The sequence below is a fragment of the Sphingomonas oligoaromativorans genome (genome assembly GCF_011762195.1).
Lineage (GTDB): Bacteria > Pseudomonadota > Alphaproteobacteria > Sphingomonadales > Sphingomonadaceae > Solisphingomonas > Solisphingomonas oligoaromativorans.
Window position 1 is genome coordinate 404,359 of the sequence record NZ_JAASQK010000001.1, and the last position, 20,224, is coordinate 424,582.

Annotated in this window: 17 protein-coding genes; 14 read left to right on the top strand and 3 right to left on the bottom strand. The window is 68.0% G+C overall.

The features are described 5' to 3' along the window. Positions 1-103: 103 nt before the first annotated feature. Together FHS98_RS02090 and FHS98_RS02095 are read left to right on the top strand one after the other, a co-directional pair. Positions 104-1,258, top strand: a complete 1,155-nt coding sequence (locus FHS98_RS02090) for a carbohydrate porin (protein WP_167099059.1) — start codon at positions 104-106, stop codon at positions 1,256-1,258. Positions 1,259-1,367: 109 nt separating this feature from the next. Further along, positions 1,368-2,948: an aldehyde dehydrogenase (NADP(+)) gene (locus FHS98_RS02095; RefSeq protein WP_167099062.1), complete on the top strand. Its 1,581-nt coding sequence runs from the start codon at positions 1,368-1,370 to the stop codon at positions 2,946-2,948. Positions 2,949-2,990: 42 nt separating this feature from the next. Here FHS98_RS02095 and FHS98_RS02100 read toward each other — a convergent pair whose 3' ends face one another. After that, positions 2,991-3,620: a TetR/AcrR family transcriptional regulator gene (locus tag FHS98_RS02100; RefSeq protein ID WP_167099065.1), complete on the bottom strand. Its 630-nt coding sequence runs from the start codon at positions 3,618-3,620 to the stop codon at positions 2,991-2,993. A 99-nt stretch (positions 3,621-3,719) separates the two neighbouring features. Here FHS98_RS02100 and FHS98_RS02105 point away from each other — a divergent pair, with 99 nt between their 5' ends. Then, positions 3,720-4,097, top strand: a complete 378-nt coding sequence (locus tag FHS98_RS02105) for a hypothetical protein (RefSeq protein ID WP_167099068.1) — start codon at positions 3,720-3,722, stop codon at positions 4,095-4,097. Positions 4,098-4,106: 9 nt separating this feature from the next. Here the strand turns inward: FHS98_RS02105 and FHS98_RS02110 are convergent, their stop codons facing one another. Continuing rightward, positions 4,107-5,513, bottom strand: a complete 1,407-nt coding sequence (locus FHS98_RS02110; protein WP_167099071.1) for a helix-turn-helix domain-containing protein — start codon at positions 5,511-5,513, stop codon at positions 4,107-4,109. A 113-nt stretch (positions 5,514-5,626) separates the two neighbouring features. On the opposite strand from FHS98_RS02110, the gene FHS98_RS02115 reads away from it, so the two are divergent. The 9 genes from FHS98_RS02115 to FHS98_RS02155 all read left to right on the top strand — a co-directional run bounded on the left by FHS98_RS02115 (position 5,627) and on the right by FHS98_RS02155 (position 16,509). Further along, entirely contained in the window at positions 5,627-7,159 is a 1,533-nt protein-coding gene (locus tag FHS98_RS02115) for an acyl-CoA carboxylase subunit beta (protein ID WP_167099074.1), read from the top strand. Next, positions 7,156-7,407: a hypothetical protein gene (locus FHS98_RS02120; RefSeq protein ID WP_167099077.1), complete on the top strand. Its 252-nt coding sequence runs from the start codon at positions 7,156-7,158 to the stop codon at positions 7,405-7,407. The genes FHS98_RS02115 and FHS98_RS02120 overlap by 4 nt, the downstream gene beginning before the upstream one ends. Positions 7,408-7,416: 9 nt before the next feature. Further along, positions 7,417-8,595, top strand: coding sequence for an acetyl-CoA C-acyltransferase (locus tag FHS98_RS02125; protein ID WP_167099080.1), 1,179 nt, complete (start codon positions 7,417-7,419; stop codon positions 8,593-8,595). Beyond that, the gene (mce, locus tag FHS98_RS02130) at positions 8,595-9,014 is read left to right on the top strand and encodes a methylmalonyl-CoA epimerase (RefSeq protein WP_167099083.1); all 420 of its coding nucleotides are present in this window, start codon (positions 8,595-8,597) and stop codon (positions 9,012-9,014) included. The genes FHS98_RS02125 and mce overlap by 1 nt, the downstream gene beginning before the upstream one ends. Next, positions 9,001-11,130, top strand: a complete 2,130-nt coding sequence (gene scpA / locus FHS98_RS02135; protein ID WP_167099086.1) for a methylmalonyl-CoA mutase — start codon at positions 9,001-9,003, stop codon at positions 11,128-11,130. Before mce ends, scpA begins: the two co-directional genes overlap by 14 nt. A 1-nt stretch (position 11,131) precedes the next feature. Then, entirely contained in the window at positions 11,132-12,127 is a 996-nt protein-coding gene (bioB, locus tag FHS98_RS02140; protein WP_167099089.1) for a biotin synthase BioB, read from the top strand. A gap of 116 nt (positions 12,128-12,243) precedes the next feature. Further along, on the top strand, positions 12,244-14,238 hold the full coding sequence (locus FHS98_RS02145; protein WP_167099092.1) for an acetyl-CoA carboxylase biotin carboxylase subunit: 1,995 nt from the start codon (positions 12,244-12,246) through the stop codon (positions 14,236-14,238). Positions 14,239-14,380: 142 nt separating this feature from the next. Next, on the top strand, positions 14,381-15,475 hold the full coding sequence (wecB, locus tag FHS98_RS02150) for a non-hydrolyzing UDP-N-acetylglucosamine 2-epimerase (protein ID WP_167099095.1): 1,095 nt from the start codon (positions 14,381-14,383) through the stop codon (positions 15,473-15,475). Next, positions 15,472-16,509, top strand: coding sequence for an enoyl-CoA hydratase/isomerase family protein (locus FHS98_RS02155; protein WP_167099098.1), 1,038 nt, complete (start codon positions 15,472-15,474; stop codon positions 16,507-16,509). Before wecB ends, FHS98_RS02155 begins: the two co-directional genes overlap by 4 nt. Before the next feature lie 35 nt (positions 16,510-16,544). Here FHS98_RS02155 and FHS98_RS02160 read toward each other — a convergent pair whose 3' ends face one another. Further along, entirely contained in the window at positions 16,545-16,733 is a 189-nt protein-coding gene (locus FHS98_RS02160) for a hypothetical protein (RefSeq protein ID WP_167099101.1), read from the bottom strand. 117 nt (positions 16,734-16,850) lie between these two features. Between FHS98_RS02160 and rnr the strand changes: the two genes are divergently transcribed. Further along, positions 16,851-19,109: a ribonuclease R gene (gene rnr, locus FHS98_RS02165; protein WP_167099104.1), complete on the top strand. Its 2,259-nt coding sequence runs from the start codon at positions 16,851-16,853 to the stop codon at positions 19,107-19,109. Next, positions 19,106-20,203: an AI-2E family transporter gene (locus FHS98_RS02170; RefSeq protein ID WP_243847805.1), complete on the top strand. Its 1,098-nt coding sequence runs from the start codon at positions 19,106-19,108 to the stop codon at positions 20,201-20,203. Before rnr ends, FHS98_RS02170 begins: the two co-directional genes overlap by 4 nt. Positions 20,204-20,224: the final 21 nt, after the last annotated feature.

Below are 20,224 nucleotides of genomic sequence, written 5' to 3' on the forward strand. Positions count from 1 at the left end.
AAATATAACATGCTATCTATCATGAAAGGAAGGTCGGCCCCCTCTCCAATTTGTAACGGAAAAATATCGCGCCAATGTCACGAATCGCAGCTAGCCGGGCCGGATGGGCAGGAGCCGTCGATCGATCGGGCGCTGGTGCGCGGGCGTGATGTTCGCGCTCGCCGTCGCGCGTCCGGCGTGGGCGGGCGATCCGCCCACGGTGTCGGCGAACTATATCACGGACCTTATCGGCAACGCCTCGGGAGGAGTGGAGCGCGGCGCCAACTGGATGGGCCGGCTCGACCTCGCGATTGCGAGCGGGGACCGGCTGTTCGGGATCGACGGCGCCCATGCCCGGTTCGACATGATGCTGCTCCACGGCGGCGGCTTCTCGGCGGACCGCACCGGCGACGGGCAGGTGCTGAGCAATATCGACGCGCCCCATGCGATCCGTCCGTTCGAGGCGTGGATCAGCGTACCGCTCACTCCGCGATTGCGGGCGAAGGCCGGGCTTGTCGATCTCAACAGCGAGTTCGATCAGCAGGATGTCGGCGGGCTTTTCCTCAACAGCTCGTTCGGCATCGGGCCGGATCTCTCGCAGTCGGGGCTGGACGGCCCGTCGATCTTTCCGGTGACCGCGCCGGGGATGGTGCTGGCCTATGAGCCGGCAGGCTGGTCCGCTCGGCTGGGCGTATTCGATGCGCTGGCGGGCGATCCCCAGAATCTCCACCGCGTCTTGCCGGATTCGTTCGGGCGCCATGGCGCGCTGCTGATCGGGCAGGCGCGCGCGCTGATCGGCCCGCTGGTGGAGGTGGAGGCGGGGGCCTGGCTCTATACCGATCCCTTCCCCCGCATCGACGCGCCGGGCGAGGCGCGGAGCGCGGGCGGATATGTCGAGATCGAGACGCGGCTGCTCGACGACGGGCCGAACCGCGCGCTCAAGGGCTGGGTGCGCGCGGGCAAGGCGACGACAGGCGCGAATCCGATCGGCACCTATGTCGGCGGCGGCCTCACCTGGGGCGGGGACCGGCGCATGGCGGGCATCGCCGTGGCGCGGGCCGTGCTGGGCGATCCGGCGTGGCGCGCGGGGCAGCCGGCCGCGCCCGCACCCTATCGCGCCGAGACGGCGTGGGAGGTCACCGCCCGCGAGCGGTTGGCGCGCGGCTTCTTCCTCCAGCCCGATATGCAATATATCGTCCATCCGGGCTGGGCGCCCGCCGTCGGCAATGCGCTGGTCCTTGCGCTTCGGCTGGAATGGAGCTGGCTGGGCGGGCATTGAGACGGGTCATGCAGAAAATCGCCCCGACCCCTTTGAACTCGGGCGCAGGAACGCCTAGGTCGACGCGGGTGCTCACTGTGGGAGCGCTACCAATTCGGGAGAAGACGCGATGCTGGATGGATCAAGCCTGATCGGTGGACAGTCTGTACGGGGCGAGGATCTGTTTCAGGCGGTCGATCCGTCGACCGGCCAGTTGATCGCGCCGGAATTTGCGGGTGTCGGCGCGGCGGAAGTGGCGCGGGCCTGCGCGCTCGCGGACGAGGCCTTCCACAGCTATCGCGAGACGGACCCGGAGACGCGCGCGCGTTTCCTCGAAACCATCGCCGATAATATCGAGGCGCTGGGCGACACGCTGATCGAGCGCGTCATGGCCGAGAGCGGCCTGCCGCGCGCGCGCCTCGAAGGCGAGCGCGGGCGCACCTGCGGCCAGCTCCGCCTGTTCGCCTCGGTGGTCCGCTCGGGCGACTGGCTCGGCGTGCGCGTCGACACCGCGCTGCCCGAGCGCAAGCCGCTGCCGCGCCCGGACATCCGCCTGCGCAAGATCGCGATCGGCCCGGTCGCGGTGTTCGGCGCATCCAACTTCCCGCTCGCTTTCTCGGTGGCCGGTGGCGACACCGGCTCGGCGCTGGCGGCGGGCTGCCCGGTCGTCGTGAAGGGCCATCCGGCGCATCCCGGCACGGGCGAGCTGGTCGGCCGCGCGATCCGCGACGCGGTGAAGGCCTGCGGCCTGCATGAGGGCGTGTTCTCGCTGCTTCAGGGCACCACCACGGCGCTCGGCGGCGGGCTGGTCGCCGATCCGCGCATCAAGGCGGTGGGCTTCACCGGCTCGCGTGGCGGTGGCCTCGCGCTGGTGAAGATCGCGGCTGAGCGCGCCGAGCCGATCCCGGTCTATGCCGAGATGTCGAGCGTGAACCCGGTCGTACTCTTCCCGGCCGCGCTCGCCGCGCGGGCCGAGGCGCTGGCGGAGGGCTTCGTCGGCTCGCTCACCATGGGCGCCGGCCAGTTCTGCACCAACCCCGGCATCCTGCTGGCGCTGGAAGGCCCGGACCTCGATAGCTTCGTCGAAGTCGCGACCAGGACGCTCACCCCGCTCGCGCCGAGCACCATGCTCACGCCCGGCATCCACAGCGCCTATGAGAAGGGCGTGGACGCCTTCGCCCAGCATCATGGCGTCGAGACGCTGGCGCGCGGAGCCGAGAGCAGCGGCCCGCATTGCGCGCGCGGCGCCTTGTTCGCCACCACCGCCGCCGAGTTCGTCGCCGATCCGGCGCTGAGCCACGAGGTGTTCGGTTCCTCCTCGATCCTTGTCCGCTGCAAGGACATGGCCGAGGTGGCCAAGGTGCTCGAAGGCCTCGAAGGCCAGCTCACCGCCACGCTCCAGATGGACGAGGCGGACGTCGAACTCGCCCGTCCGCTGCTGCCGATCCTGGAGCAGCGCGCCGGGCGCGTGCTGGCGAACGGCTGGCCGACCGGCGTCGAGGTGAGCCACGCGATGGTGCATGGCGGCCCCTATCCGGCGACGTCGGATGGCCGCACCACTTCGGTCGGCACGCTGGCGATCGAGCGCTTCCTGCGCCCGGTGAGCTATCAGAACCTGCCCGACGCGCTGCTCCCGCAGGCGCTCAAGGCGGCGAACCCGCTGGGCGTGCAGCGGCTGATCGACGGCAAGACCGAGCTCGGCACCCGCTGAGCCGGACAGGCGGGGCGGGGGAGCGATCCTCCGCCCTGTCGTTCAGGCCGGGGAGGCGGCGAGGAAGGCGTCCAGCAGGGCGTTGGCCACCGCCTCCATCGACGCGGCCGGCCCCTGCGCGCCGGAGGTGTGGCGGCTCGCCCGCGCGCCCTCGAACAGCAGGATGATGCCGTCGGCGAGCAGCACGGGTTCGGGCACGGGTAGTTGCTCGACCAGCGCGATCAGCCTTGCCCGCATCGCGCCCTTGTAGCTTTCGGCAATGGTGCGCGCGGGGTGGCCGGGCTCTGGAAACTCGACGGCGGCGTTGGTGAGCGCGCAACCGCGATGAGTCGGGGAACGGGTTTCGCGCGCCACCTCGCTGATGAGCGTGCGCAGCCGGGCGAGCGGATCGCCGGGCGTCCGCAGCTCCAGATCGTCCCACCAGCCCATGATCCGGTCGAACCGGACTTGCAGGCAATTGGCGATCAGCGCGTCCTTCGACGAGAAACTGCGATAGAGGCTGGGCTTGGTGACGCCGGCTTCCGCGACGATCTCCTCGACGCCCACGGCCCGGATTCCGCGCCGATAGAAGAGCCGCCGGGCCGTGCGCGACACACGCTCGGAGGCAGGCTGGCGGGCGGAAAGCAACGGCTTCACCCCCACTCTTTCGGCAATCTCCTGTTCACTTCCCATCGCCCATTTCCCCTCCCGGCACTCTTGACAGGATGTTACCGATCGGTACGCGGGTCAAGACGGCGGATAGGTCGGACAGTGAAGCGGAAAGGAGGCGACATGGAGTTTCGGGGCGTAGCCCACGATACGACCGAAGCGCCCCTTCCGCTGTCTGTGGAGGACGAGCCCTTCCTGCTGCGCGAAGGCGAACAGGCCGAATTTTCGCCGCTTGAGGAGCAGGTCATCGATCTGGCGCGCGGCGAGCGGTTGGGCAGCCTTCAGGCGCCGGGGCGGATCGAGCGCTTCCTCTCCTTCGTCTTCGGCCTGAACATCGGCGGTCGCGCGCTGGCGGACGAGCGGCTGGAGTCGCTGCGCCGCGCGGTGGTCGTCACGCGGCATCGCCACCATATGCCGGACGCGCAGGCGGCCGAGCTGCGCGTGGCGGGCTTCTCCCTGCCGCAGATACGCCTGATCGAACTGCGCGCTATCGCCGCCTGAGGGCGGCTTTCAATCGAATCGATAGGGGACGATGTCGCGCCGTTCCGGGTCGACGCGGATCGCGCGGCCGGAAGGCGGAAAGGCGCGCTGCTCGCAATCCTCGCGCGGGCAGATGCGGCAGGAAACGCCGATCGGAGTCGCCGCGTCGGCGCGGGTCAGGTCGAGATGGTCGGCATAGACGAAGTCCGCCGCCTCGCCGATCTCGCAGCCCAGCGCCACCGCATAGCGGCGCGGCGCGCGCGCGAAGCTGCCGCTTTCCTTCACCAACCCCTTGGCGGCCACGACATAGCGCGTGCCCTCAGGCATCTCGGCGAGCTGGATCAGGATGCGATCCGGGATCGCGACGGCCTCGTGCATGATCCACAGCGGGCAGGCGCCGCCGAAGCGCGCGAATTGCAGGCGGGTGGCGGAGTGGCGCTTGGTGATGTTGCCCGCCATGTCGACGCGGCAGAAGAAGAAGGGCGTGCCCCGTGCCCCCGGCCGCTGGAGGGTCGAGAGGCGGTGGCAGGCCTGCTCGAAGCTGACGGCGAAGCGGCGGCGCAGGCGGTCGATGTCGTGGCGGACGCGCCGCGCCTCGGAGCGGAACAGCTCGTAGGGCATCAGGATCGCCCCCGCCGCATAGTTGGCGAGGCCGACGGTCAGGAGCCGCGTCGCCTCGGTGGAGGGCAGGCTGGCGCGGGCGAGCACCACGTCGATCTCGTTGGCCAGCTCGATACGGGCGAGCTGGTGGGCGAGCTGGAAGGCGCGGCTCTCGGGGGCCTGCGCGGAATCGAGCGTCAGGATGCGATAGACGGGATCGTAGCTGCGGAGCGGCGGCGTATCGCCCGTGGGCGCGCGCAGCGTGATGCGGTGGCGGGTACGCAGCCGCTCGGCCAGAGCATCGGGGCCGGGTTCGAGCGTCGCGCCGATCGCCTCGGCAGCGGTGTCGATCAGGTCGACATAGTTGCCGGCGTCGTGGAACCAGTCGCGCACCTCGTCCCACGGCAGGCGGCCGCCGGAGGGGGCGCCGGTGTCATAGGCGTCGTCGAGGCGCTGGAGCTGATCCTCGGCGCGGCGCCATGCGGCATGGAGGGCGACGAAGCGGCGGGCGAGGTCGGGCTGCTGCTCGATCGCGCGGGCGAGGACTTCGGGCTCGGGCGGCGGCTCGGGGAGGAGGGGCTCGGCGGCGGCCTCGGCGAGGCCCGCCAGCAAGCGCGCGCCTTCGTCCTCGTCGATGCCGGTCCAGTCTGTCGGGAAGGCGGCGGCCAGCGCCAGCGCCACGGCGGCGGTGAGCGGGCGTCCGTCCGTCTCGATCTGCGAGAGATAGCTGACCGAGATGCCCAGCCGCTCGGCCATCACCGTCTGGCTGAGGCGAAGCTGGGCGCGCAGCACGCGGACTCGGGCGCCGGCGTAGAGGCTGCGGACAGGGCGGGCCATGCTCTTCCGCATATTTCACAAACATCGCCTTCGCAACTTCACAAAACCACATTTGCGCGTGTCGATGCCAAGGTGCAGTGCAGCGAAACGCCGCCGCCCAGGAAAGGAGAGCGATGCCCACGACCCTCGAGAAGCTCGATCAACGACGCGCCGAGGCCCGCCTGGGCGGCGGTCAGAAGAGGATCGATGCCCAGCACGCCAAGGGCCGCCTGACGGCCCGCGAGCGGCTGGAAATCCTCCTCGACGAAGGCTCGTTCGAAGAGCTGGACATGTTCGTCGAGCATAACTGCATCGACTTCGGCATGGACGCGAGCCACATCCCCGGTGACGGCGTGGTGACGGGCTCGGGCACGGTGAACGGCCGGCTCGTCTTCGTGTTCAGCCAGGATTTCACCGTCTTCGGCGGCTCGCTTTCGGAGCGGCACGCGCAGAAGATCTGCAAGATCATGGACATGGCGCTGAAGGTCGGCGCCCCCGTGATCGGCCTCAACGACAGCGGCGGCGCGCGCATTCAGGAAGGCGTCGCCTCCTTGGGTGGCTATGCCGAGGTGTTCCAGCGCAACGTGCTCGCATCCGGCGTGGTGCCGCAGCTCAGCCTCATCATGGGGCCGTGCGCGGGCGGCGCGGTCTACTCGCCTGCGATGACGGACTTCATCTTCATGGTGAAGGACTCGTCCTACATGTTCGTCACCGGCCCGGACGTGGTGAAGACCGTCACCAACGAGGTCGTCAGCCAAGAAGATCTCGGCGGCGCGTCGGCGCATACCGTCAAGTCCGGCGTGGCCGACGTGGCGTTCGAGAATGACGTGGAGGCGCTGCTCGCCGCGCGCGACTTCATCGATTTCCTGCCCGAGAGCAATCGTTCGGGTGTCCCCGAGCGGCCGACCGACGATCCGTGGGATCGGCAGGAGCCGAGCCTCGACACGCTGATTCCGGCGTCCGCGAACATCCCCTACGACATGCATGAGTTGATCCAGAAGACGGTCGACGAAGGCGACTTCTTCGAGATCCAGCCAGCGTACGCCGCCAACATCATCACTGGCTTCGGCCGGATCGAGGGCCGCACCGTCGGCATCGTCGCCAACCAGCCGATGGTGCTGGCGGGCGTGCTCGACATCGCCTCCTCGCGCAAGGCGGCGCGGTTCGTGCGTTTCTGCGATGCGTTCGAGATTCCGATCGTCACCTTCGTCGACGTGCCCGGCTTCCTGCCCGGCACCGCGCAGGAGCATAACGGCATCATCAAGCATGGCGCGAAGCTGCTCTTCGCCTATGCCGAAGCGACGGTGCCCAAGATCACGGTCATCACGCGCAAGGCCTATGGCGGCGCCTATGACGTCATGGCCTCCAAGCATCTGCGCGGCGATCTGAACTATGCGTGGCCGACCGCCGAGATCGCGGTGATGGGTGCCAAGGGCGCGGTGGAGATCATCTTCCGCCAGGAAGCCAAAGACCCCGAGAAGCTCGCCGCCCGCACCGCCGAATATGAGGCGCGCTTCGCCAATCCGTTCGTGGCGGCGTCGAAGGGTTTCATCGACGAGATCATCATGCCGCATTCCACGCGGCGCCGGGTGGCGCTGGGTCTTCGCAAGCTGCGCAACAAGCAGCTCGAGAACCCGTGGAAGAAGCACGACAATATCCCGCTATGAGCAATGAGATCGCCTCGGCCGTGCTGATGGTCGCGGTCGGCGGCGGCCTCGCGGTCCATTGCTCGCGCGCGGCGATCCGGGAAGTCCGCGCCGGCGAGGGGCGGAGCCGGTTCGGAACATATAGGCGGGACGACGATCCGCTCCGTTTCTGGGGCGTTGTCGTGGGAACCGCGCTCGCTGCCCTGCTGGGGCTGTTTTCCTTCTGCTTCGGCCTGGCCACGGCGGCCTCGCTGGCGCGGATCATTTAGGATGATGCCATGACCTCCGATCCGGTCGTTTTCCTCTCCTTCGCCCGCACGCCGATGGGCAGCTTCCTCGGCGAACTGTCCTCGCTGAAGGCGACGGAACTGGGCGCCATCGCCGTCCGGGGCGCGGTCGAGCGATCGGGCATCAACCCGGATCAGATCGACCGCTGCTACATGGGCTGCGTGCTGCCGGCGGGCCTTGGTCAGGCGCCGGCGCGTCAGGCGGCGATTTTCGGCGGCCTGCCCAACACGGTCGAGGCGACCACGATCAACAAGATGTGCGGCTCGGCGATGCAGGCCGCGATCATGGCATCGGACGCGCTGGTCGCAGGCTCGGCCGACATTATCGTCGCGGGTGGGCTGGAGAGCATGTCCAACGCGCCCTATCTCAACCTCAAGCATCGCACCGGCGCGCGCATCGGCCATGACAAGTTCTACGACCACATGTTCATGGACGGCCTTGAGGACGTCTATGAGCAGGGCAAGCTGATGGGCAATTTCGCCGAGGACGTGGCGCAGGAATATCAGTTCACCCGCGAGAAGCAGGACGAGTTCGCCATCGCCTCGCTCACCCGCGCGCAAACCCATGCGGACAAGCTCGCCAACGAGATCATCCCCGTGACGGTCAAGACCCGCAAGGGTGAGGTGGTGGTCGACACCGACGAGCAGCCGCGCAACGCCAACATCGCGAAGATCCCGACGCTGAAGCCCGCCTTCGCCAGGGACGGCACGATCACGGCGGCCAACGCCTCGTCCATCTCGGACGGCGCGGCCGCGCTGGTGATGACGCGGATGAGCGTCGCCGAGAAGCTGGGCGTGAAGCCGATCGCCCGCGTCGTTTCCCACGCGGCATTCGCGCAGGCGCCGAACTATTTCACCACCGCGCCGGTGGGTTCGTCCAAGCGCGCTCTGGAGAAGGCCGGCTGGACGACCAGGGATGTCGACCTGTTCGAGGTCAACGAAGCCTTCGCCACCGTCGCGATGATCGCGATGCACGATCTCGGGCTGCCGCATGATGTGCTCAACATCCATGGCGGGGCCTGTGCGCTCGGCCATCCGGTCGGCGCGTCGGGCGCGCGCATCCTCGGCGCGCTCATCAACGGGCTTCAGGTCAACGGCCTCAAGCGCGGCCTCGCATCGATCTGCCTCGGCGGCGGCGAGGCGACCTCGATGGCGGTGGAACTGGTCTGATGAGGCTGGGGCGGCTCAACCATGTCGGCGTCGCGACGCCGTCGATCGAGCAATCGGTCGCCTTCTATCGCGACGTGATGGGGGCGGAAACCATCCACGAGCCGTTCGACATGCCCACGCAGGGCGTGCGGGTGTGCTTCGTGGATGCTCCGAACTTTCAGGTCGAACTGATTGAGCCGCTGGGCGAAAATTCGCCGATCCATGTCTTCCTCGTCAGGAACCCGGCGGGCGGGCAGCATCATATGTGCTATGAGGTGCCCGACATCCACGAGGCGAAAGCCTGGTTCGAGGGCAAGGGCGCCAAGGTGCTGGGCGAACCCCGCATCGGCGCGCACGGAACCCCGATCTTCTTCGTCCACCCCAAGGACATGAACGGCGTGCTGACCGAGATCATGGAGACGCCCCGTGGCGACCACTGAGGACTGGAAGGCGCTCGCCGACAAGGAGGTGAAGGACCGCGATCTTACCTGGCACACGCCGGAAGGGATCGACGTCAAGCCTCTGTATACGGCCGAGGATGTTGAAGGCATCGATCCGGGCCTGCCCGGCTTCGCGCCCTTCACGCGCGGCGTGCGCGCCTCGATGTATGCGGGCCGCCCGTGGACGATCCGCCAATATGCGGGCTTCTCGACCGCCGAGGAGTCCAACGCCTTCTACCGCCGCAACCTCGCGGCGGGGCAGAAGGGGCTTTCGGTCGCCTTCGATCTCGCCACCCATCGAGGCTATGACAGCGACCATCCCCGCGTCACCGGCGACGTCGGCAAGGCGGGCGTGGCGATCGACAGCGTCGAGGACATGAAGATCCTGTTCGATGGCATCCCGCTCGGCGAGATGTCCGTCTCGATGACGATGAACGGCGCGGTGATCCCGATCCTCGCTTTCTTCATCGTCGCGGGCGAGGAGCAGGGCGTCCCTCAGGAAAGACTGGACGGCACCATCCAGAACGACATCCTGAAGGAGTTCATGGTCCGCAACACCTATATCTACCCGCCCGAACCGTCGATGCGGATCATCTCCGACATCATCGGATATACCTCGGCGAACATGCCGAAATTCAACAGTATTTCGATTTCCGGCTATCATATGCAGGAAGCCGGCGCGACGCAGTTGCAGGAGCTGGCCTTCACCATCGCGGACGGCAGGGAATATGCCCGCGCGGCGATGGCCTCGGGCCTCGATCTCGACAAGTTCGCCGGGCGGCTGAGCTTCTTCTTCGCGATCGGCATGAACTTCTTCATGGAAGTCGCGAAGCTGCGCGCCGCGCGCAAGCTGTGGCATCGGGTGATGACCGATCTGGGCGCCAAGGACGAGCGTTCCAAGATGCTGCGCACCCATTGCCAGACCAGCGGCGTGTCGCTGACCGAGCAGGATCCGTACAACAACGTCATGCGCACCACGATCGAGGCGATGGCGGCGATGCTGGGCGGCACCCAGAGCCTCCATACCAACGCCCTCGACGAAGCCATTGCGCTTCCGACGGATTTCTCCGCCCGCATCGCGCGCAACACGCAGATCGTGATCCAGGAAGAGACGGGGATGACCAAGGTGGTCGATCCCCTCGGCGGCTCCTATTATGTCGAGGCGCTGACCCAGGAGCTCTATGACAAGGCCTGGGAGATCATCGAGCGGGTCGAGGCCGAGGGCGGCATGGCGAAGGCCGTGGCGGCTGGCTGGCCCAAGGCGATGATCGAGGAGGCCTCGGCCGGTCGCGCCGCGCGCGTCGATCGCGGCGAGGATGTGATCGTCGGCGTCAACAAGTATCGCCTGAAGGAAGAGGATGCGATCGACATCCTCGATGTCGACAACCACAAGGTCCGCGCCGGTCAGATCGCCCGCATTCAGAAGATGAAGGCGGCCCGCGACGAGGCGAAATGCCAGGCCGCGCTCGATGCGCTGCGCGAGGGCGCAAAGGGGCAGGAGAACCTCCTGGGCCTCGCAGTGGAATGCGCCCGCCAGCGCGCGACGCTGGGCGAGATATCCGCCGCGATGGAGGATGTGTTCGGCCGCTACGGCACCACGCCGACCCCGGTGAAAGGCGTCTATGGCGGCGCCTATGGCGACGATCCGCGTTGGCAGGGGCTGGTCGACGGCGTCTCGACCGTCGCGCGTCGCAAGGGGCGCAAGCCGAAGATGTTCGTCGCCAAGATGGGGCAGGACGGGCATGATCGCGGCGCCAACCTCGTCAGCTCCGCGTTCGGCGATCTCGGCTTCGACATCGTCGCCGGCCCGCTCTTCCAGACGCCCGCCGAGGCCGCCGAGATGGCGATCCGCGAGGAGGTCGACGTGGTCGGCGCCTCCAGCCTCGCGGCCGGGCACAAGACGCTGATCCCCGAGCTGATCGGCCTGCTCCGCGAGAAGGGCCGCAGCGATATCAAGGTCGTGGCGGGTGGCGTTATTCCCGCGCAGGACTATCAGGCGCTGTATGACGCAGGCGTCTCGGCCATTTTCGGGCCGGGAACGAATCTTGCGGATGCGGCCGCGGAGGTGTTGAAGCTCCTTGGTCACAACATGCCACCTTCCGAGAAAGCTGCCTGAGATGCGTACCGACTGGACCCGTGAAGAGATCGCCGAGCTCTTCGATCTGCCCTTCCTCGATCTGGTGGCGCGCGCGCACGACGTGCATGTCCGCCATCATCCCGAGAATGAGGTGCAGCTCTCGACGCTTCTCTCGATCAAGACCGGCGGTTGCGTCGAGGATTGCGGCTATTGCTCGCAATCGACCCACGCCGACAGCGGGCTCAAGGCCGAGAAGCTGATGGAGGCCGACGCCGTCGTCGCCGCCGCGCAGGAGGCGAAGGACGCCGGCTCGGGCCGCTTCTGCATGGGCGCCGCGTGGCGCTCGCCGAAGGAGCGCGACATGCCCGCGCTGCTCGACATGGTGGCGCGCGTGAAGGCGCTCGGCCTCGAGACGTGCATGACGCTCGGAATGCTGGAGGGCGATCAGGCCCAGCGCCTCGCCGATGCCGGCCTCGATTATTACAACCACAATATCGATACCTCGCCGGAGAATTACGGCAACGTCATCACGACGCGCACCTTCCAGGATCGCCTCGACACGCTGGACCGCGTCCGCGCGGCGGGCGTGAACGTGTGCAGCGGCGGCATCATGGGCATGGGCGAGACGCGCGCCGATCGCGTCGGCTTCCTCCACGCGCTGGCGACGCTGCCGGAGCATCCGGGCTCGGTGCCGATCAACGCGCTGGTGCCGATCGAGGGCACGGTGCTGGGCGATATCCTGAAGGACGTGCCGAGCGCGCGCATCGACGATATCGAGTTCATCCGCACCGTTGCGGTGGCGCGGATCATCATGCCGGAGAGCATGGTGCGCTTGTCGGCGGGCCGCGAGAGCATGCCGGATTCGACGCAGGCGCTGTGCTTTATGGCGGGCGCGAACTCGATCTTCACCGGCGACAAGCTGCTCACCACGGGCAATGCCGGTGAGAGCAAGGATACCGCCCTGTTCGCCAAGCTCGGCATCGTGCCGATGAAGGGCGAGCCGGTGCAGGCGCATCTGGCCCACGCGGCGGAATGACATCACAATCACCGTCATGCTGACGAAGGTCAGCATCCATTCTTCCTCCATCGAAGGAGCGCGAATGGACCCCGGCCTCCGCCGGGGTGACGATAAGGCGTAGGAGAAGAGGCCGGATGTTCGACAAGATCCTGATCGCCAATCGTGGCGAGATCGCCTGCCGCGTCATCCGCACGGCGCGGAAGATGGGGATCAAGACGGTCGCGGTCTATTCGGACGCCGACGCGCTCGCCCCGCATGTGAAGATGGCCGACGAGGCGGTGCGGCTCGGCCCGCCACCTGCGGCCGAGAGCTATCTGCTCGCCGATGCGATCATTGAGGCCTGCAAGGCCACCGGCGCGCAGGCGGTGCATCCGGGTTACGGCTTCCTCTCCGAGCGAGAGTCCTTCGCCAAGGCGCTGAAAGAGGCCGGTATCGCCTTCATCGGCCCGCCGCCGAGCGCCATCGCCGCGATGGGCGACAAGATCGAGTCCAAGAAGCTTGCCAAGGCGGCGGGCGTGAACGTCGTCCCTGGCTTCCTCGGCGAGATTGCGACCACCGACGACGCGGTGAAGATCGCGTCCGACATCGGCTATCCGGTGATGATGAAGGCGTCGGCGGGCGGCGGCGGCAAGGGGATGCGTCTTGCGTGGTCCGAGCAGGACGTGCGCGAAGGCTTCGAGGCGACCAAGCGCGAAGGCCTCGCCAGCTTCGGCGACGACCGCGTGTTCATCGAGAAGTTCATCGAGAGCCCGCGGCACATCGAAATCCAGGTGCTGGGCGACCAGCATGGCAACATCGTCTACCTCGGCGAACGCGAATGCTCGATCCAGCGCCGCCACCAGAAGGTCGTCGAGGAGGCGCCGTCGCCTTTCGTGACGCCGCAGATGCGCAAGGCGATGGGCGAGCAGGCGGTCGCTCTGGCGCGTGCGGTGGGCTATTATTCCGCCGGCACGGTCGAGTTGATCGTCTCCGGCGCGGATACGACGGGCGAGAGCTTCTACTTCCTCGAGATGAACACCCGCCTTCAGGTGGAGCATCCCGTCACCGAGGAGATCACCGGGCTCGATCTGGTCGAGCAGATGATCCGCGTCGCGGCGGGCGAGGCGCTGGCCTTCAAGCAGGACGATGTGAAGCTCAACGGCTGGTCCGTCGAGACGCGCGTCTATGCGGAAGACCCGTATCGTAACTTCCTGCCGTCCACCGGGCGCCTCAGCCGCTACCGCACGCCGGCCGAGAGCCGCGCATCGGATGCGGTGGTCCGCGTCGATACCGGCGTCGCGGAGGGCGGCGAGGTGTCGATGTTCTACGATCCCATGATCGCCAAGCTGGTGACATGGGCGCCGACGCGCGAGGCCGCCATCGACCTCCAGATCGGCGCGATCGACCGGTATGAGATCGCCGGCGTCGGCACGAACCTCGATTTCCTCTCGGCGCTTTCGCAGCATCCGCGCTTCCGCTCGGGCAACATCACCACGGGCTTCATCGCCGAGGAATATCCCGAAGGCTTCCACGGCGCGCCCGAGACGCCGGCCACCGCGCGCAGCGTCGCGGCGGTGTCAGCCGCGATCGCGCGGGCGGATGCGGCGCGGGCGCTCCATGTCGACGGCCAGCTCGGCACGCCGCTGGAGGCGTCCGGCCACTGGATCGTCCGCATCGACGGCACCGAGCATGACGTGCTGATCGAGGCGGACTCCGCCACGGTGGACGGTGAGAGCCTGAGTCTGTCGGTCGACTATCGTCCCGGCGCGACGCTGGTCGAGGCGGATGTGGCGGGCGAGCCCGTCACGCTCCGCATCGTCCGCAAGCGCGGCCACATGATCGTCACCACCGCCGGTCGTGCGCGCAAGGTGCAGGTGATGCGCCCGGTCGTGGCGGCGCTGCGCCACCACATGATCGAGAAGCCGGCGCCGGACATGTCGCGCTTCCTCGTCTCGCCTATGCCGGGGTTGCTGACCCGCCTGCTCGTCGCGCAAGGGCAGAAGGTGGAGGCCGGCCAGCCGCTCGCCACCGTCGAGGCGATGAAGATGGAGAACATGCTCCGCGCCGAGAAGAGCGCCACCGTGGCGAAGGTCGCGGCCGAAGTGGGCGCCAGCCTCGCCATCGATCAGGTGATCCTCGAATTCGAGTGAGCTGCCCCGTCATCCTGACGAAAGTCAGGATCCAGAGCCATATGCGCCGCGCCCGTCGCTCTGGATCCCGGATCAAGTCGGGGATGACGTGTAAAGAAGAGACGTAAAGACGACGGTCACAAATGCCGTCTAGGGGTAGCGTATGACAGCACCAGCACGGGTCCACCTGATCGCCGCCGCGCGGCCCAATTTCATGAAGGTGGCGCCGCTGTGGCACGCGCTCACCGCCGCGCCGGATTTCGAGCCGGTGCTGATCCACACCGGCCAGCATTATGATGCCAACATGTCGGACGCGATCTTCGCCGATCTGTCGCTGCCGCAGCCGGATCATCATCTCGGCGTCGGCTCGGGCAGCCATGCCGAGCAGACCGGCCGCGTGATGATGGCCTATGAGGCCGTCGCACAGGCGGAGCGGCCCGACTGGCTGGTCGTGGTCGGTGACGTGAACTCCACGCTCGCCTGCGCGCTGGTGGGGGCGAAGCTGCGCATCCCGGTGGTGCATCTGGAGGCTGGGCTGCGCTCGCGCGACCGCGACATGCCCGAGGAGATCAACCGCCTCGCCACCGATGCGATCGCCGACGTGCTGTGGACGCCCTCCGTCGACGGCGACGAGAATCTGCTGGCCGAGGGCACCGCGCCCGAGCGGATCGCGCTGGTCGGCAACATCATGATGGACAGCTTCGAGCTGGTCCGCCCCAAGATCGAAGCGGCGGCCGAACCGCAAGCGCTGGGCTTGCCCGAACGCTATGGCGTGGTGACGCTGCATCGCCCCTCCAACGTTGACGATCCTGCGACGCTGGCCGCGCTGGTCGAGGCCTTGCTGGAGGTGCAGGCGCGCCTGCCGCTGGTCTTCCCGGTGCATCCGCGGACCGCGCAGCGGCTTGCCGCGGCGGGGTTGGACAAGACGCTGGAGGAAGGCGGCGTCCGGCTGGTCGGGCCGCTGCCTTATGTGCGTTTCATGAGCCTTGTCGCGGGCGCGGCGGCGGCGATTACGGATAGCGGTGGCATCCAGGAGGAGACCACCTATCTCGGCATTCCGTGCCTGACGCTGCGCGAGAATACCGAGCGGCCGATCACCATCGATCAGGGCACGAACCGCCTCGTCAACGCCGCCACGCTTGCGGCCGCGTTCGACGAGGCGATGGCGACGCCGCCGTCCGAGAGGGCGCGGCCGGTACATTGGGACGGGCGCACGGCCGAACGATGCGTCGCCGATCTGAGGAGACGACGTGGATGAGCGATGAGGTCCAGACGGTGATCGAGGGCGGGGCGGGCCGTATCCGGCTCGACCGCCCGCGCGCCATCCACGCGCTCACCACGGGCATGTGCAGCGTGATGATCGCAGCCCTTCAGGCGTGGCGCGACGAAACCGCGGTCGAGGTGGTGCTGATCGACCATGCCGAGGGGCGGGGCTTCTGCGCGGGCGGCGACGTCGTGCAGGCGTCCACCGACCCGGTGGCGGCGCGCGCCTTCTTCCACGAGGAATATCGCCTCAACCATCTGCTCTTCACTTATGCCAAGCCGACCGTCGCCTTCATGGACGGCGTGACGATGGGCGGCGGCGTCGGCATCTCGCAGCCGGCGAAATATCGCATCGCCACCGAGAACACGCTGTTCGCCATGCCGGAGACGGGGATCGGCCTGTTCCCGGATGTCGGCGGCGGCTGGTATCTCTCGCGTCTGGCGGGCGCGATGGGCGAATATCTGGCGCTGACCGGCGCGCGGCTCGACGGCGGCGAATGTGTCGCGCTGGGCCTCGCCACCCATTTCGTGCCGTCCGAGGCGCTGCCGGAATTGAAGGCCGCGATCATGGCCGATCCGCGCTCGGTCGAGCGGCTGCTGGCAGAGGCTTCGGCGCCGCCGCCGTCGGCGGGCATCCTCGCGCATCGGCGGGACATCGATCGCCTGTTCGCGCATCGCAGGCTGGAGGATGTTCTGGCGGCTCTGGAGGCCGATCCGTCCGAATGGGCGGAGGCGACGCTCAAGACGCTGCGCCGCAAGTCGCCGCAATCCTGCAAGGTCAGCCTCAAGCTGGTGCTGGATTCGCGCGGCCGCACCGATTTCGCCGACGAGATGCGGGCGGAATATGGCATCGCGGCGCATGTCTGCCAGCGGCCGGATTTCCGGGAAGGCGTGCGCGCCCTGCTGGTGGATCGGGACAATCGCCCCGTCTGGAACCCCGCGACGCCGGAGGGCGTGACGGATCACATGATCGACACGATCTTCGCGCCTTTGCCAGAGGCGGATGCGTGGACGCCGCTCGGCCGCTGAGGCGGTGCGGGCGGCGCCCGGCGCGTCAGGTCAGCTCAGCGCCACGAGCACCGGCGGACGCGATGGTGATGGCGCCACACCGTCCGGCAAACCTTGTGGCGATGGCCGTGCCAGCCATGGTTGTTGCCATGCCAGCCCGCCGGCGGATAGCCGTTCGCGGACGCGGGCGCGGCGGCGACCCCCGCGGCGAGCAATGTGGCGGCAGCGATTGCGAGCAGACGCATCGGACTCTCCTCCTCGAACATCGGTGACGTGTTCGTCATCCGTAACGATCTATACCGCATTCGGGTCCATATGGGCATAGGTGACGGACGGCGGCGGGGCGGCTAGGTTGATGCGCGATGCCCAAGCTTTCCAAGACCACCACCCCTCCCGGCCTGCCGGGCCGCGAGCAGATCCTCCGCTTCATCGAGGAGAGCGATCAGCCCGCCGGCAAGCGCGAGATCGCGCGCGCCTTCGGCCTCAAGGGCAATGAGAAGATTCGCCTGAAGGCCCTGCTCAAGGACATGGCCGATGAAGGGCTGATCGATCTCGGCCCCGGCCGCGCCTTCCACAAGATGGGCGGCGTGCCGAAGGTGACGGTGCTGCGCATCGTCGATGTCGATGGGGATCAGGTGATCGCCGTGCCCGAGCATTGGGTGGCCGAAGGCACGCCGCCGCCGTGCCTGCGCGTGATGGAGCGCGGCCGGCGTCAGGGTGCGCTGGGCGTGGGGGACCGCATCCTCGCCCGCACCGAGGAAGCCGGGCGCGGCATGGTCGCGCACCTGCTCAAGAAGCTCGCCAAGGGCGAAGAGCAGGTTCTCGGCGTCGTCCACAAGGAGGGCGACCGGCTGTGGCTGCGCCCCGTGGACAAGCGAGAGCGGCACGACCTCCCCATCTCGGATGTCGGTGAGGCGGATGTCGGCGATCTCGTGCTGGCCGAGAAGGCGGGTCGCCCGCCGCGCATCATGGCGCGCGTCGTCGAGCGGCTGGGCGATCCCTTCGCCCCGCGCAGCTTCAGCCTGATCGCGATCCACAAGTTCGGCATCCCCGACGTCTTCCCCGAAGCCGCGCTGGAGGAGGCGGATCGCAGCGCCCGCCAGAAGCTCGGCGAAGGGCGCGAGGATCTGCGCCACCTCCCCATCGTCGCGATCGACCCTGCCGACGCGCGCGACCATGACGACGCGATCTGGGCCGCCCCCGACGACGATGCCGTCAATGAAGGCGGTTGGAAGGCGATCGTCGCCATCGCCGACGTCTCTTTCTACGTCCGCCCCGGCACCCCGCTCGACAAGGAAGCGCGGAAGCGCGGCAACAGCGTCTATTTCCCGGATCGCGTCGTGCCGATGCTGCCCGAGGTGCTGTCGGCCGATGTCTGCTCGCTGGGCGAGGGGGCGGATCGCGCGGCGATGGCGTGCCACCTCACCGTCGACAAGGACGGCAATGTCACCGCCTTCCGCTTCACCCGCGCGATCGTGCGGATCGCGGCGGTGATCGCCTATGAGGACGCGCAGGCGGCCTTCGACGGGGCGATCAGCCATCCGCTCACCGAGGATGCGCTGAAGCCGCTCTGGGGCTGCTGGGCGGCGCTCGCCAAGGCGCGGGACAAGCGCGAGCCGCTCGAACTCGACCTGCCCGAACAGCGGGTCCAGCTCGACGAGAAGGGGCGCATCGCCTCGGTGGCGCCGCGTGAACGGCTCGACGCGCACCGGCTGGTCGAGGATTATATGATCGCCGCCAACGTCGCCGCCGCGCGCGCGCTGGAGAAGAAGCAGGCGCCGGTCATGTACCGCATCCACGAGACGCCGAGCCGCGAGAAGATGGTCGCGCTCAAGGATTATCTCGGCACCTTCGACGTGCCGCTGGCGCTGGGCCAGGTGGTGCGGCCCAAGACGTTCAACCGAATCCTCGACAGCATCGCCGATCGCGTCGAGCGGCCGGAGATCATGACGCAGGTGCTCCGCACGCAGATGCAGGCGGTCTATTCACCCAACAATATCGGCCATTTCGGCCTTGCGCTGGGCAGCTACGCGCATTTCACCTCGCCGATCCGCCGCTATGCCGATCTGCTCGTCCACCGCGCGCTGGTGGGGGCCTATGGGTTGAAGCCGGCGGTGGAGGAGACGAAGCTGACGGCTGATGACGCGAACCGGATGGAGGATCTCGGCGAGAAGATCAGCCAGGCCGAGCGTCGCGCGATGGAGGCCGAGCGCGAGACGATCGATCGCTATGTGGCGGCCTATCTCTCCACCAAGGTGGGCGAGCTGGTCGACACGCGGATCACCGGCGTGCAGAGCTTCGGCTTCTTCGCGACCGTGGTGGGGCTGGGTGGCGATGGGCTGGTGCCGGTCTCGACGCTGGGCGCCGAGCGCTTCCACCATGACGCCACCACCCACAGCCTGATCGGCGAGGAGACGGGCGAGCGCTTCACGCTGGGCCAGACCATCACGCTCCGGCTGGTGGAGGCCAATGTCGCGAGCGGCGCGCTGCGCTTCGAGCTGGCCGAGGGCGCGAACCACATGCCGATGCGGGGGAACCTGCGCCGCAAGCCTGGTAGTCGCCCGCTTGTCGGGCGGCGGGGGCGGCCCTCGAACATCCGCCACCAGGGGCGCAAGAGATGACGGAAGGACGGGTGGACATGGTGGGCCAACCCTTGCCGAGGCAGAAGCGGGCGCGGTTGATCCTGGCGCTGGGGCTGGTCGCGCTGGGTGTGTGGATCATCCACGATTTCCTCGCCTCGCTGGTGTGGGCGGCGGTGATCGCGATCGCCATCTCTCCGCTTTACGAACGTGCCGAGCGGCGCTGGCCGCATCTGCGGGGCGGTGTCACCCTCCCGGCGATCACCACGCTCGTGGTGGCGCTGCTGGTGCTCGTGCCCGTCAGCCTCGGCATCATCCGTGCGGCGTCCGAGGCGCAGGATCTCGTGCGCTGGCTGACCGTCGCGCGCGAAAGCGGTATTCCCGTGCCGCATTGGCTCTATTCCATCCCTTTCGGCCGGGATGCGGCGGTGAACTGGTGGCAGCAGCATCTCGCCACGCCCGAGGCGACGCAGGCCGAACTGGCCCGCTTCAACAACCGGGCGCTGCTCTATCACACCCAGATCGTGGGCAAGGGGCTGATCCACCGCAGCATCATTTTCCTGTTCACGCTGCTCGCGCTGTTCTTCCTGCTGCGTGACGCCGACATGCTGGTGGGGCAGCTCAAGTCGGCCGGATCCCGTCTGTTCGGCCCGTCGGGCGAGCGGATGGGGCAACAGGTCGTCCAGTCGGTGCGCGGGACGATCGACGGGCTGGTGCTGGTCGGCATCGGCGAGGGTGCGGTGATGGCCGTCGCCTATCTGGCGCTGGGCGTGCCGCACCCGCTGCTGCTGGGCGCCGCGACGGCGATCGCGGCGATGATCCCGTTCGGTGCCGCCGTGATGTTCGAGATCGCGGCCTTCGCGCTGCTCACGCAGGATGCGGTGACGGCGGCGATCCTCGTCAACGTGATCGGTTTCGCCGTGGTCGGCGTGGCGGACCATTTCGTGCGGCCCGCGCTGATCGGCGGGGCGACGCGGCTGCCCTTTCTGTGGGTGCTGGTCGGCATCCTGGGCGGCGTCGAGACGCTGGGGCTGCTCGGCCTGTTCGTCGGGCCGGCGACGATGGCGGTGCTGGTGATGCTGTGGCGGGAGTATGTCGAGCGGGACTTGCCGCCCGCCGGGACTGATGTAGGTTAGCCTCGTCTGTTATGATGAGGG

What these genes read in the sequence shown, in the direction of transcription:
- FHS98_RS02155 (WP_167099098.1), top strand. Translation starts at nt 15,472, where the DNA reads ATGAGCGATGAGGTCCAGACGGTGATCGAGGGCGGGGCGGGCCGTATC.
- FHS98_RS02090 (WP_167099059.1), top strand. Translation starts at nt 104, where the DNA reads ATGGGCAGGAGCCGTCGATCGATCGGGCGCTGGTGCGCGGGCGTGATG.
- FHS98_RS02160 (WP_167099101.1), bottom strand. Translation starts at nt 16,733, where the DNA reads ATGCGTCTGCTCGCAATCGCTGCCGCCACATTGCTCGCCGCGGGGGTC.
- FHS98_RS02100 (WP_167099065.1), bottom strand. Translation starts at nt 3,620, where the DNA reads ATGGGAAGTGAACAGGAGATTGCCGAAAGAGTGGGGGTGAAGCCGTTG.
- FHS98_RS02105 (WP_167099068.1), top strand. Translation starts at nt 3,720, where the DNA reads ATGGAGTTTCGGGGCGTAGCCCACGATACGACCGAAGCGCCCCTTCCG.
- FHS98_RS02125 (WP_167099080.1), top strand. Translation starts at nt 7,417, where the DNA reads ATGACCTCCGATCCGGTCGTTTTCCTCTCCTTCGCCCGCACGCCGATG.
- bioB (WP_167099089.1), top strand. Translation starts at nt 11,132, where the DNA reads ATGCGTACCGACTGGACCCGTGAAGAGATCGCCGAGCTCTTCGATCTG.
- FHS98_RS02170 (WP_243847805.1), top strand. Translation starts at nt 19,106, where the DNA reads ATGACGGAAGGACGGGTGGACATGGTGGGCCAACCCTTGCCGAGGCAG.
- wecB (WP_167099095.1), top strand. Translation starts at nt 14,381, where the DNA reads ATGACAGCACCAGCACGGGTCCACCTGATCGCCGCCGCGCGGCCCAAT.
- FHS98_RS02110 (WP_167099071.1), bottom strand. Translation starts at nt 5,513, where the DNA reads ATGGCCCGCCCTGTCCGCAGCCTCTACGCCGGCGCCCGAGTCCGCGTG.
- mce (WP_167099083.1), top strand. Translation starts at nt 8,595, where the DNA reads ATGAGGCTGGGGCGGCTCAACCATGTCGGCGTCGCGACGCCGTCGATC.
- FHS98_RS02120 (WP_167099077.1), top strand. Translation starts at nt 7,156, where the DNA reads ATGAGCAATGAGATCGCCTCGGCCGTGCTGATGGTCGCGGTCGGCGGC.
- FHS98_RS02095 (WP_167099062.1), top strand. Translation starts at nt 1,368, where the DNA reads ATGCTGGATGGATCAAGCCTGATCGGTGGACAGTCTGTACGGGGCGAG.
- FHS98_RS02145 (WP_167099092.1), top strand. Translation starts at nt 12,244, where the DNA reads ATGTTCGACAAGATCCTGATCGCCAATCGTGGCGAGATCGCCTGCCGC.
- rnr (WP_167099104.1), top strand. Translation starts at nt 16,851, where the DNA reads ATGCCCAAGCTTTCCAAGACCACCACCCCTCCCGGCCTGCCGGGCCGC.
- FHS98_RS02115 (WP_167099074.1), top strand. Translation starts at nt 5,627, where the DNA reads ATGCCCACGACCCTCGAGAAGCTCGATCAACGACGCGCCGAGGCCCGC.